Here is a 12,482-nt window from a genome sequence, read left to right as displayed (position 1 = left end):
AGGGTTCGGTGCCGGGCCGTCGGCGCAGCCCCCGTACGGTGCGCTGGCGCGGCCCCCGACCGGACCGCCGCACCCCCGGGCGAAGGACCGCCGGTCAGCGCCCCATCTGGTCCTCGGCCGAGAGGTGCTCGACCGTCACCCCGGTGTCGGTGAACGTGCGGGTCACCGTGCCCGAGGTATAGACCCACAGGATGCGCAGGGGAGTGTCCCCGACATTCCGGAAGAGGTGGGGTACGGGAGACGGGATGTACGTGGTGTCGTAGCGCTCCAAACGCGTCACGGAGCCCTCGACCAGCACTTCGGCCTGCCCTTCGAGAATCGTCACGTGCTCGTCGCAGTTGTGCGAGTGCATCGGCGCCCCGGAGCCGACCGGATAAACGCTCATTCCGCTGGTGATCCGATTCTCGCCTCCCGCCGACACGGTCGTGACCAGCGGGGTCGTCACGATCGCACCTCCACGGTCCAGCAGCGGGACGGTGGCGGCCTTGACGATGACGCTCATGCGCAAACCCTTTCGACGGCGAGGCGTCGTCCGACGTTATGGGAAACGGGCTCGGCCGAGAGTCCCCGGATGCGCACCTTTACCTTGCATTCCGAGAAGGGTGAGCCTCTACCAGCCGGATGTACGGTCTGCTGCCATCGCACATTTCCAGTTTGTGTCGCAGATCGAAAGGCAGGGACCGGCCATGCGCCTCCCCGTTCTGAGTACCGAAGAGATGAACGAGCACCAGCAGGAGCTCCATGCCCGCATCACCGCCCGTCGCGGCGGGGTGCGTGGTCCGTTCCGGGTCTGGCTGCAGAGCCCCGAACTCTGCGAACGCGTGGAGTCCCTCGGGGCGTTCGTCCGCTTCGACTCGGACCTGCCGAAGCATCTGCGGGAGCTGACCCTCCTGATGGCCGCCCGCAACTGGGACGCCCAGTACTCCTGGAACGCCCACGTCAAGGCGGCGATCGAGGCCGGCGTACCGGCCGCCGCCGTGGACGCGATCGCCGAGCGCCGCACGCCCGAGTTCGACAACGAGGCGGACACGGCGTTCTACACGTTCTGCCAGGAGGTGCTGGAGAAGCACTTCGTCTCCGACGAGACCTTCGCCGCCGCCCACGAGCACTTCGGCTCCCAGGGCCTGGTCGACGCCATCGGCTCGCTGGGCAACTTCACGATGCTCGGCATGTGCCTGAACACCTTCCAGGTGGACCTGCAGGCAGACCGCGAGCCGCCGTTCCCCGACGTCCGCGGATTCGCGCGCGTCCCTGCCGGCGGGGACCGGTCGCAGCCGTGAAACCGTCCGCCGACCGACGTACCGAGGGGAGCACCGACGTGACACCCAGTACCGCGCTCCACGGGAGCACCACCACCGGCACGCCCGTCGGCGCGCCCCGGGAGCCGGTGGTCCGGATCCGCGACCTCCGCAAGAACTTCGGCGGAGCCGCCGCCCTCAAAGGGGTCTCCCTCGACATCAGGCCGGGCGAGATCCACGCCCTGATGGGTATGAACGGGGCCGGCAAGTCCACCCTCGTACAGGTGCTGGCCGGGGTCCACCAAGCGGACGGCGGCACCATCGAGATCGACGGGCAGGCGCAGCCCGGCCTGTCGACACGACAGGCGCGACGGCTCGGCATCTCGACCGTGCCGCAGCGCCGCGAGCTGGTCATGGACCTGACCGTCGCCGAGAACATCCTCCTCGGCGACCTGCCCGCGCCCCGCGCCCTCGTCGCCTGGAAGTCGGTCAGGGAGCAGGCCCGCAGAGCCCTCGCGGACCTGGGCATCAGCATCGACGTGGAGCGGACCGCGGGCGGGCTGACCGTAGCGGAGCAGACCATGGTCGAGGTCGCCCGCGAGGTCAGGCGCGGCGGCAAGGTCCTCATCCTCGACGAGCCGACCGCCTGCCTGGGCGCCGAGGCCGCCGACCGGATCAGGGCGCTGGTACGGACCCTGCGGGACGAGGGCATGGCCGTCGTCTACATCTCGCACTACATCGACGAGGTGCTGTCCGTCGCCGACCACGTCACCGTCCTGCGGGACGGCGCGGTGGTGCACAGCGGACCGGCGGCCGAAACCGACGCAGCCGGGCTGGTCCGCTCCATGGTGGGCCGGGACGTCGTCTCCACCCGTCCCCGACGCCCGGCCCCCGCCGGGGAGATCGGCCTCGCGGTCCGCGGGCTCACACACGGGCGCACCATCGAGGACTTCGCGGTCGACGTGCGCAAGGGCGAGATCGTGGCCGTCCTCGGCCCCGCCGGGGACGCGCAGTCACGCCTCTTCGACCTGCTTTCCGGCCGCCGGCGCCCCGACGCGGGCGAGATGACCGTGGACGGCAAGGCGGTCCCCTTCGGCCGGATACCCCGATCGCTCGCCAGCGGGCTGCGCTGTGTCACCGGCGACCGCAGAGCCCTCGGGCTGATCCCGGAACTCTCCCTGGACGAGAACCTGATGCTGGCCAGCGACCGCCTGGAGCGGCGACGTCTCCAGCGCTGGTCCGCGCTCACCCGCCGGGCCGCGCCGCGGCGGGAGAGCTACGGAGTCGTCTCGCTGACCCGCAACCCGGCCGTCGGCCGGCTCTCGGGAGGCAACCAGCAGAAGGTCCTGCTGGCGAAGTGGCTGGAGACCGCGCCCGTCGCCTGCTTCCTCGAAGACCCCACCAACGGTGTCGACATCGCGGCCATCGCGGACATCCACACCCTCGTCGACGACCTCGCCGCACGCGGCGTGGCCGTACTGCTCGCCTCCTCCTCCGCCGAGGAGGTCGTGCGGCTGGCCGACCGGGTGATCGTCGTCAGCGCGGGACGGGCGGTCGCCGAACACGACGTCAACACCATCACCCGCGACCAACTCGTCGCCCTCGCCCTCGGAGGACAGAGCAAGTGAGCCTCGAAGCGCCCCCGGCACAGCCCCGAGCGAAAGAAAGCGCCCCGGACACCGCTTCCGGGTCACGCACCTCGCTGCGGTCCCTCTTCGGTGTCCCGCACGCGGGACTCGTCGCGGTACTGATCATCGTGGTGGTGTTCGCGAGCCTGGAGACGGACTCGTTCGCCAGCTCGACCAACCTCATCAACGTCCTCCGCCAGGTCAGCGTGTCCGCGGTGCTCGCCGCCGGTCTCACACTGCTCATGACGGCCGGAGGCATGGACTTCTCCATGGGCAGCAACGCGGCCGTCATCACCGCGGTGGCCGCCCAGATGCTGGCCCACGGTGAGTCCACGACGGTGACGGTCGTCGTCTCCCTGGTGCTGGCGACCCTCATCGGTCTGGTCAACGGACTCGTGGTCACCTACACGAACGTGGCTCCGTTCGTCGCCACACTGGCCACGGCCACCTTGCTGGACGGGGTCGCCCTGCTCGTCCTGGACGGTCTGAGCGTGTCCATCGGCACCCACCTCTCCTCGCTGGGCAACGGCAAGATCCTCGGCGTCCCTTATCTGCTGATCGTGGCGATCGCGGTACTGGTGGTGGCCGCAGTGGTCATGAAGTTCACCGTCTTCGGCCGGGACGCGTTCGCCATCGGGGGCAACGAGCACGTCGCCCGCCTCAGCGGCATCGGCGTCAACCGGAACAAGCTCCTGCTCTACGGGCTGGCCGGCACCCTCGCCGGACTCGCCGGGCTGATGCTGTTGTCCCGGCTCGGCGCGAGCAGCCCCGGAACGGGCGGCCTCACCCTGCAGCTCACCGCGGTGGCCGCCGTCGTCATCGGCGGAACCTCGCTGGCGGGCGGCAGCGGCACCGTCGTCGGCACCGCGCTCGGCGTGGTGCTGCTCGGCGTCGTCGCGAACGCCCTGAACCTGCTTCAGGTGTCCAGCTACTTCCAGCAGATCTCGGTCGGTTCGGTCCTGCTCATCGCGGCGATCGCCAACCAGCTCCACAAGAGGTCCCACAACTGAAGTACCCCGTCGGGCAGTCCGTCCCTCCGGCATGGCAACCCGACGTCTGTGCACGGCCAAAGATGTCCCACGCACGCCACGAAAGGCGATACACCATGAGCCTGACCACCCACCCGCGAAGAGTGCTGGCCACGGCCGTCGTGGGAGCCGCGCTGGCTCTCAGCGGTTGCAGCGGCCAGTCCGGTTCGGGCGGCGGCGACTCCGTCACCCTCGGCTTCGTCAACGGCGGTGACACGGAGTTCCACACCTGTCTCCAGAAGGCCGTGGAGAACACGGCCAAGACCGGCGACGCGAAGGTCTACACGGCCAACTCGCACCAGAACCCCGGCACCGAGCTGTCCAACATCGAGGACATGATCTCGCGCAACGTCGACGCGCTCATCGTGCAGACGGTGAACGTCGACGCGCTCAAGGGCGACATCGCCAAGGCGAAGAGCGCCAACATCCCGATCTTCCTCACCTCCGTCGTCACCGACGACCCTTCCGAGATCCTCGGCGCGGTCGTCGTGGACCTGGGTGCGGTCGGCGCGCTGGACGCGGGCTGGGTCGAGAAGGACGCCGCGGGCAAGTCCGTGGAGGTGGGTGTGATCGCCGGCGCTCCGGGAGCCGCCTCCGACATGCTGGTCGCCGGATTCACCAAGGCGTTGCCGGCCACCGCGAAGGTCGTCGCGAACCAGCCTGGCATGTTCAACGCGGCCAAGGCCAAGGACGTGGCCGAGAACATGATCCAGGCGCACCCGGACCTGGGCTACGCCTTCGTCGCGAACGAGGAGATGGCGCTCGCCGCCCGTACCGCCTTCGCGTCGGCCGGCAAGGACGTCAAGATCGTCACCGTCAACGGCACCGACCGGGGCCTCGAAGGGGTCGAGAAGGGCGAACTCTCCGCAACTGTGGCGAACTCGGCCATGAGCACGGGTTCCCTTGCGGTGACTAATGCGATAGGACTGCTCGACAAAAAGAAGATCAGCAAGATCGACAAGACGCCGATCCTGCTGGTCACCAAGGACAACCTGGACAAGGCTCCGCAGTACTGCCCCTGAGCCCCGGGCCCACACCCCCATTCCGCGCAACCCAGCTGAGTGATCCCGTTCCGGAGCGCAGCGCGGAGGCTCCACCCGCACAACCCGCCCGACACGGCCCTGCCACCACTGGGGCCGTGAACGGCCGGAGGTACCACCATGGACCGTCTGCTCCTCATGCGCAGCTTCGTCACCGTCGCCAACATCGGCAGCTTCAGCGGGGCGGCCAAAGCGCTGAGCTCCTCGGGATCGCTCATCTCACGCCATGTCGCGGAACTGGAACGCCAGATCGGGGTCCGCCTCGTCAACCGCACGGCCCGCTCCGTCAGCCTCACCCAGCCCGGACTCCGCTACGCGGAGTTCGCGGCGCGCATCCTGGAGGAGATCTCCGCCGAGGACTCCCACATCGCGCAGCTCCACGACCGCCCCGAGGGGTCGCTCAACATCATCTGTCCGAAGTGGATAGGCAGTCTCGATCTGGGTGACGCCATATCCGCGTTCTCCGTCGCCCATCCGAAAATAGTCGTCCGTTTCGAGCTGGGCGGCATCTCGGATCGCACCTATGATTTCCTGGACGGTGGATTCGACATCGCTTTCCACACGCGCGACTTGCGGGATTCCAGTGTCCGGCTGAAGAAAATCGCCTCACTGCCCTTCGTCCTGTGCGCGTCGGAGAAGTACCTCGAGAAGCACGGGACGCTGAGCCACCCGAACGACATCGCCGTCCACGACTGCCTGGTCCACGTCAACGACCCCGTCTGGCGTGTCGGGCACGGCCACGCGAGCACCCTGCACAAGATCCGCAACGTCGCGTTCTCCTCCAACTCCTACATCGCGCTGCAGAAAGCCGCCGTGCACGGCAGGGGGATCGCCCTGCTCCCGCAGCGGCCCGCCTACGACGACCTGGTCTCCGGCGCGCTCCGGGTGCTGCTGCCCGAGCTCGCGGTGCCCGACCGGCCGCTGTACGCCATCTACGGCCCCGGCCAGGAGACGCCGCGCAAGGTGACCGTCTTCCTGGAATTCCTCGCCAAGTGGTTCTCCGAGAACCCGATCCCCGCCATGTGAGGCACGGGGCCCCCGAGTGCTGTCCCGCTGTTCCTGGCGGGTGCGCGAAGCCGGCTACGGCACCTCGCCGCGTTGTCGGAACGTCCCGCATGCGCCATCCCGTATGCGGATGTTTCTCCGCCTTGCGACGCACCGCATCCGACGCCGCGCACTGATCCACCACGAATTACGGGACAGCCCTCGGGCGCCGGCCGGACGACGCGACCGTCCGCGCAAGAAATGATTGCACCATCCGAAATACCGGGTCATTGAGGCCACGCGCCCGGATTTCTATGCTGACCGGGCCGGTGTCACGCGTCCAGCGCCCGCGACCCGCGAAATGAGGAGTTCATGGGAATCCAGAGAATCGAGTCGGTCACCTACAGCATCGACGACCTCGACGAATGCGTCCGCTTCTTCACGGATTTCGGACTGATCCCGGTGGAACGGACCGCCACCCGTGCCACGTTCGAGACGCTGGCGGGCCAGACGCTCCACCTCGACACCCACCCCGACCCCTCGCTGCCGCCGGCGCTGGAAGACGGCCCCACCCTGCGCGAGGTGGTCTGGGGGGTCGACACCGAGGCGGAGCTGGCCGATCTCGTCGCCCGGGTCGGCGTCGACCGCGAAGTCACCCTCACCGGCGACGGGGTGCACCGCACCCGGGACGAGACCGGCTTCGGCCTCGGTCTCGCCCTCGCCCGCCCCAAGGCGCCCGACGCCCTTGCCGGCCCCCGGGAAGCCAACGTCTCCGGAACCGTGCGTCGCTGGAACACTCCGCTGGAGCCCGTCGGCCAGGTCCGCCCGCTGCGCATGTGCCACGTCGCCCTCAACATCCCGAAGACCGGACAGGAGGAGGCCGTCGCCTTCTACCTCGACCGGCTCGGCTTCCGGGCGACCGACGTCGTCAAGCCGATGGGCACCTTCATGCAGTGCGAGGGCGACGACGACCAGCACAACTTCCTGCTCTGCCACCGCCCGGACCGGGCCGGAGTCAACCACGTCAGTTACGAGGTCCCCGGCTTCGACGACGTGATCGAGGGCGGCAACCACATGATCGCCCAGGGCTGGCAGGAAGCCCGCAGGCTCGGCCGGCACACCGTCGGCTCCAACGTCTTCCGCTTCGTCCACGCACCCTGCGGCGGCCGGGTCGAGTACGCGGCGGACATGGACCGCGTCGACTCCTCGTACGAGACGCGCGTCCACGAGACCACCCCGCCGCACCACATCTGGACTCTGCGCACCTCCCGTGACGCCCCCGGGAACCCCGCCTCCTGACCGGTCTGCGACGCCGCCTCCGGGCAGCCACCGCCTGACGACATCCGACCCGCCGAGCGTGAGAGGGCACACGCACCCATGACGACCCACGACGACTACCCCGCCATCCGCATGTACATAGCGGGCGAATGGTGCGAGGGAGGGGCCGGAGCGACCGTACCGGTCGTGAACCCGGCCACCGCAACGGTGATCGGACACGTCCCGCTCGCCACCACCGCCGACCTCGACCGTGCCGCCGAAGCGGCGGAGGCCGGCTTCGCGCTCTGGCGCGACACCCCGATAGCCGAGCGCACCGCGATCCTGCACAAGGCCGCCGACCTGCTCGCCTCCCGGGCCGACCGGGTCGGCCGCGTCATGACCCGCGAACAGGGCAAGCCACTGCGCGAAGCCGCCGGAGAGGCGAAGCGGGTCGCCGGAGCCCTGCGCTGGGACGCCGACGACGCGCGCCGTGCCTACGGCCGGATCATCCCCTCCGAGGACGGCACCCTGCTCTCCGTCCGCCGCCGCCCCGTCGGCCCGGTCGCCGCCTTCACCCCGTGGAACTTCCCCGCCGGTTCACCGATGCGGAAGATCGCCGCGGCGCTCTCGGCCGGCTGCTCCCTCGTCATCAAGGCATCCGAGGAGACCCCCGGGACCGCCGTCGAACTGGTCCGGTGCTTCGAGGACGCGGGGCTGCCCGCCGGCGTGCTCAACCTCGTCTTCGGCGAGCCCGCCGAGGTGTCCGCGCACCTCATCGCGCACCCCGCCACCCGGCTGATCGCCTTCACCGGCTCGGTGCCGGTCGGCAAGCTGCTCGCCGCCGCCGCCGGGGCCGAGATGAAGCCCTCCCTCATGGAGCTGGGCGGCCACGCCCCGGTCATCGTGTGCGCGGACGCCGACCCGGTCGCCGCCGCCCGCCGCGCCGCCGCCGCCAAGTTCGCCAACGCCGGCCAGGTCTGTACCTCGCCCAGCCGCTTCCTGGTCCACGAGAGCCTGATCGAGGAGTTCACCGAGGAGTTCGTCCGCGCCGCCGAGGCGGTCGTGGTCGGCGACGGGGCGGACGAGGGCGTCACCATGGGCCCGCTCGCCAACGAGCGCCGGCTGCGGGCGATGGAGGAACTCACCGCCGACGCCGTCACCAAGGGTGCGAAGATCCGAACCGGCGGCGAGCGCCTCGACCGCGCGGGCTACTTCTTCGCCCCCACCGTCCTCACCGACGTCCCCGAGGACGCGGCGCTCATGTCCGAGGAGCCCTTCGGCCCGCTCGCGCCCATCGTCGCCTTCCGCGAACTCGACGAGGCCCTGCGGATCGCCAACTCGCTCCCCTACGGGCTCGCCGCGTACGGCTTCACCCGCTCCGCCGCCACCGCCGAGCGCCTCACCCGCGAGTTCGAGGCCGGCATCCTCTCCATCAACCACTGCGGCGGGTCGACCCACGAGGCACCCTCCGGCGGGGTCAAGGCCAGCGGCTACGGACGTGAGGGCGGCCCGGAGGGCCTGGACGCCTACCTGGTCACCAAGCGCGTCTCCCACCTGCTGACGGACTGAGCCACCATGCGATACACCCGAGTCCGGGTGGGCGGCCGGGCCGTCTGGGGGCGCGTGGAGGACGACTCCGTACGCCTGCTCTCCGACTCCCCGCTGGACGGCGATCCCACCGTCATCGGCACCATCCCGCTCGCCGAAGCCGACTGGCTGCCGCCCGTCGTCCCGCCCGTCTTCTACGCCGTCGGCATGAACTACCCGCGCCACATCGAGCACGCCCGACTGCTCGGCGACAAGGCCGGAGTCGTGCCGGAGCGCCCCGAGGCCGGCTACCGCGCCAACAACGCGCTGACCGGCCACGGTACGGCGATCGTGAAACCCGCCGGAGTGCACGGCCGGTTCGAGGCCGAACCGGAGCTGGTCGCGGTCATCGGCAGGACGCTGCGGCACGCCACCTACCAGCAGGCACGGGACGCCGTCTTCGGCTGGACCATCGGCAACGACGTCAGCGCACGCGCCTGGCAGCACGAGGACCGCACGTTCTGGCGCGCCAAGAACAGCGACACCTTCAAGCCGATGGGCCCCTGGATCGAGACCGACGTCGACGCACTGGCGCAGACCACCACCCTGCGCGTCAACGGCGAGACCCGCGCGCTCTTCCCGACCGGCGACATGGTCTTCGACCCCTACGACTTCATGGTCGAGATCACCAAGCACATCACGATGCACCCCGGTGACGTGCTCTGGATGGGCGCCGAGTCCACCAGCCAGATCGAGGCCGGCGACACGGTCGACGTCGAGATCAGTGGCATCGGCGTCCTGACGAACACCGTCCTCGCCGAGCCCGGCCGCCCCTGAGCGGTCCCGAAACCCTCCCCCCGAAAGGCAGCACGCCGTGAGCAAGGAACCCCGCTACATCCACCACGTCAACTTCCCCACCACCGACCCCGACCGGACCGCGGCCTGGTACACCAAGGTCTTCGGGATGAAGCGGATCATGCCGAAGTCCAACACCCGTGTGGTGCTGATGACCCGCGGCAACTTCGACCTCCACTTCACCCCGGTCGAGGACATGGACCGGATGGCGCCGTACCACTTCGCCGTCGAAGTCGACGACTGGGACGACTTCATGGAGCACCTCGCCGACCTGGGCATCCGGCACACCCGTCCCATCGAACGCCCTGAGAACCAGTCGAAGTTCTGCTACATCCACGACCCCGATCACACCATGATCGAGCTGGTCTTCCACGGCAAGCGCCCCAACTGACGCGTGCCCCAGGAGTTTCGACCGCCCGGCGACGCCCGGCACCGCCCGCCGCCGCGTCGGCCGGAAGCCCTGGTGGCCCCGCCGCGAGGACTTCCGGCCGCCTCGCGACCGCACGCACCGAACGCCGCTCCTCAAGGGGTAGAGACGACCGGTCGCGGCACCAGCCCCTGCGATAAGGAGATCGTTCCATGCCCTACGTCGATTCGGACGGCGCGTCCGTCTACTACGAGCGCCACGGCAGCGGCCCCGCGATCGTGTTCGTGCACGGATCGGGAGGCCACCACGCCGCCTGGTGGCAGCAAGTCGCCGCGCTCCGTGACGAGTTCACCGTCGTCACGCTCGACCTGCGGGGCTTCGGCCGGACCGAACTGTCCGAGCCGCAGACCGAGTTCGACGGTCAGGCCTTCTACGGAGACGTCGTCGCCGTGCTCGACCAGGAGGACCTGACCGACGCGATGCTGGTGGGCCAGTCCATCGGCTCCGTCGCCGCCCTGCGCGCCGGTCTGGTACGCCCCGAGCGCGTCGGCTCGGTCGTCCTCGGCCACTCGCTGGGCGGCATCAGTCACCCCGAGCTCACCGAACTCGCCGCGGCCGACCGCGCCGAAGCCGTCAAACTCCCCGTCATCGACCGGCTGCTGACCCGGCAGTTCCAGCAGGAGCGGAAGGACCTCACCTTCCTCTTCCAGCAGATGGGCACCTTCAACACGGCCACCATGCAGGATCTGCGCAACCTCGACACCAACGGCCCCGGCCTGGACGAGATACGGGACTCGGGCGTCACCGTCGCCTTCCTCGCGGGCGAGAAGGACGCGGTACTCAGCGTCAAGACGGTCACCCGCGCCCACGAACTGGTCGAGGGCTCGCACTTGGAGATCGTCCCCGGCGCCCCGCACTCCATGTACTGGGAGACGCCGGAGCCCTACAACGCCGCCGTCGCCCGGCTGCGCCGCACCCTCACCGCCCAGAAGGAAACCGCATGAGCAACATCACCCTCGCCGCCGCCGAAGAGATCATCGACGAGGCCCACAAGCGTGCCCAGGCGCTCGGCAAGGCGGTGAGCGTGGCCGTGGTGGACGCCGGAGGCTTCCCCGTGGCCATCCGCCGACCGGACGGAGCCCGCCCGCTCACCCCGGACATCGCGCGCGCCAAGGCGTACACGGCAGCCGTCATGCAGCGCCCCGGCAAGATGCTGAAGAAGTGGCAGGAGAGTCAGCCGGTCTTCTTCTCCCAGCTCTCCCAGCTGCCCGGCGCGGCGATGCCCATCCTCGCCACCGAGGGCAGCGTGACCATCAAGAAGGACGGCGAGATCATCGGTGGCCTCGGCATCGCCGGCGGCACCGCGGACGAGGACCAGGCCATCGCCGACGAGGTTCTCGCCGCCCTCGGCTACGAACTGGAGTTCGCCGCCTGGGGCGTCTCCGGCAAGCCCGACACGAACGCCGGAAAGGACGCCTGAACCATGGCGGACACGTTCAACTACCGCATCGACCACCACGGCAGCCTGGTCCGGCCGCCCTCCCTGCTGGCCGCCCGTGAGAGCGGCGACGCCGACACGCTGCGCGACGCCGAACTCGCCGCGGTCAAGGAGGCCGTGGTCTTCCAGCGGCGGCTGCGCTCCACCGTCGTCACCGACGGCGACCTGCCCCGCGAGGACTTCCGCAGCGCGGTCTTCGACGGCGTCACCGGATTCCGGCGCACCGGCGAGGAGACCGGCGGCCTGGCCCGCTGGGTGGCCGAGACCCTTCCCAAGGCGGACGGGCCGCTGGTCGCGGAGTGGGCCGGCCTGCTCGGTGAGCTGACGGTCGTCGCGCCCAAGGTCGCGCTGCCCTCCCCGGCCTACCTCGCCGCCACCACCTTCGACCCGGCGCTCGCCGGCGCGGGCGGCCCCGCCTCGGCCCGCGAACTCGGCGAGGCCCTCGCGGAGATCATCCACGCGGAGATCCAGCTGCTGGTCGCGCGGGGAGTGCGGCTGATCCAGCTGAACAACCCGCTGCTGCTCGCCCACACCGCCACCGAATCCGGCGCCATCGGCGCGCTCTCCTTCGAGGACGCCCTCGCCGTGGAAGCCCTCGCGGTGCGGCTGGACGAGCGCCCGGAAGGCGTCCGTATCGGCATCGCCCCCGGCTGGGCCGCCCCCGCCGCGGTGGACCGCGCCCGCGCCGAACGGCTGTACGCGGCGGTCGCCGCCGACCGCTGGGTGCTGCCCCTCGACCGGGGCACCGACGCCGAACTCGACCTGCTGCGCGCCCTCCCCGAGGACCGCGACGCCTGCCTCGGAGCGGTGGACGCGACCACCGCCGCGATGGAGGAGATCGACGCGGTGATGGCCCGCATCGACGCGGCCGCCGAGGTCAAGGACCTTGAGGACATGGCGCTCGCACCCTCCCGGGGCTTCGCCGACGTGGCCGCCCGCCCGCTGCTCGGCGCCGAGGACCAGCACCGCAAGCTGATCCAGGTGGAGACCCTCGCCCGCTACTGCTGGGGCAACGAGTTCTGAGCCGCGCGCGCCGGTGGGGGGCCGGGACACCCGCGTG

The 12,482-nt window shown here is 70.2% G+C and carries 13 protein-coding genes; 12 read left to right on the top strand and 1 reads right to left on the bottom strand.

The genetic code is table 11. The features are described 5' to 3' along the window. Nucleotides 1-94: 94 nt before the first annotated feature. Nucleotides 95-502, bottom strand: coding sequence for a cupin domain-containing protein (locus ACFWEP_RS22975; RefSeq protein WP_387372377.1), 408 nt, complete (start codon nucleotides 500-502; stop codon nucleotides 95-97). Nucleotides 503-686: 184 nt separating this feature from the next. On the opposite strand from ACFWEP_RS22975, the gene ACFWEP_RS22970 reads away from it, so the two are divergent. The 12 genes from ACFWEP_RS22970 (at nucleotide 687) to ACFWEP_RS22915 (ending at nucleotide 12,445) form a co-directional block, all read left to right on the top strand. Beyond that, nucleotides 687-1,280, top strand: a complete 594-nt coding sequence (locus ACFWEP_RS22970) for a carboxymuconolactone decarboxylase family protein (RefSeq protein WP_387372374.1) — start codon at nucleotides 687-689, stop codon at nucleotides 1,278-1,280. 38 nt (nucleotides 1,281-1,318) lie between these two features. Further along, a complete protein-coding gene (locus ACFWEP_RS22965) occupies nucleotides 1,319-2,866 on the top strand; it encodes a sugar ABC transporter ATP-binding protein (RefSeq protein ID WP_387372373.1) in 1,548 nt (515 codons plus the stop codon). Further along, complete coding sequence (locus tag ACFWEP_RS22960; RefSeq protein WP_387372371.1) at nucleotides 2,863-3,876, top strand: ABC transporter permease; 1,014 nt, start codon at nucleotides 2,863-2,865, stop codon at nucleotides 3,874-3,876. Before ACFWEP_RS22965 ends, ACFWEP_RS22960 begins: the two co-directional genes overlap by 4 nt. A 95-nt stretch (nucleotides 3,877-3,971) precedes the next feature. After that, nucleotides 3,972-4,916, top strand: coding sequence for a sugar ABC transporter substrate-binding protein (locus ACFWEP_RS22955; RefSeq protein ID WP_387372368.1), 945 nt, complete (start codon nucleotides 3,972-3,974; stop codon nucleotides 4,914-4,916). 138 nt (nucleotides 4,917-5,054) lie between these two features. Continuing rightward, nucleotides 5,055-5,960 carry a LysR family transcriptional regulator gene (locus ACFWEP_RS22950; RefSeq protein ID WP_387372366.1) on the top strand — a complete coding sequence of 302 codons (906 nt, stop codon included), beginning with the start codon at nucleotides 5,055-5,057 and terminating at the stop codon, nucleotides 5,958-5,960. 330 nt (nucleotides 5,961-6,290) lie between these two features. Further along, nucleotides 6,291-7,217, top strand: coding sequence for a VOC family protein (locus tag ACFWEP_RS22945; protein WP_387372365.1), 927 nt, complete (start codon nucleotides 6,291-6,293; stop codon nucleotides 7,215-7,217). Between the two features lie 78 nt (nucleotides 7,218-7,295). Continuing rightward, nucleotides 7,296-8,744 (top strand): NAD-dependent succinate-semialdehyde dehydrogenase, encoded by a 1,449-nt coding sequence (locus ACFWEP_RS22940; RefSeq protein WP_387372363.1) that lies wholly within the window; start codon nucleotides 7,296-7,298, stop codon nucleotides 8,742-8,744. Nucleotides 8,745-8,750: 6 nt separating this feature from the next. Further along, complete coding sequence (locus ACFWEP_RS22935) at nucleotides 8,751-9,539, top strand: fumarylacetoacetate hydrolase family protein (RefSeq protein WP_387372358.1); 789 nt, start codon at nucleotides 8,751-8,753, stop codon at nucleotides 9,537-9,539. Between the two features lie 37 nt (nucleotides 9,540-9,576). Next, nucleotides 9,577-9,948 (top strand): VOC family protein, encoded by a 372-nt coding sequence (locus tag ACFWEP_RS22930; RefSeq protein ID WP_328718427.1) that lies wholly within the window; start codon nucleotides 9,577-9,579, stop codon nucleotides 9,946-9,948. 188 nt (nucleotides 9,949-10,136) lie between these two features. Further along, complete coding sequence (locus tag ACFWEP_RS22925) at nucleotides 10,137-10,928, top strand: alpha/beta fold hydrolase (RefSeq protein ID WP_387372356.1); 792 nt, start codon at nucleotides 10,137-10,139, stop codon at nucleotides 10,926-10,928. Beyond that, nucleotides 10,925-11,404, top strand: a complete 480-nt coding sequence (locus tag ACFWEP_RS22920; RefSeq protein WP_387372355.1) for a heme-binding protein — start codon at nucleotides 10,925-10,927, stop codon at nucleotides 11,402-11,404. Before ACFWEP_RS22925 ends, ACFWEP_RS22920 begins: the two co-directional genes overlap by 4 nt. Nucleotides 11,405-11,407: 3 nt before the next feature. Beyond that, entirely contained in the window at nucleotides 11,408-12,445 is a 1,038-nt protein-coding gene (locus ACFWEP_RS22915; RefSeq protein ID WP_387372353.1) for a methionine synthase II (cobalamin-independent)-like protein, read from the top strand. The last annotated feature ends 37 nt before the right edge of the window (nucleotides 12,446-12,482 follow it).

The organism is Streptomyces sp. NPDC060198, from assembly GCF_042728415.1.
Lineage (GTDB): Bacteria > Actinomycetota > Actinomycetes > Streptomycetales > Streptomycetaceae > Streptomyces.
This window is presented reverse-complemented; position numbering and strand designations above follow the sequence as displayed.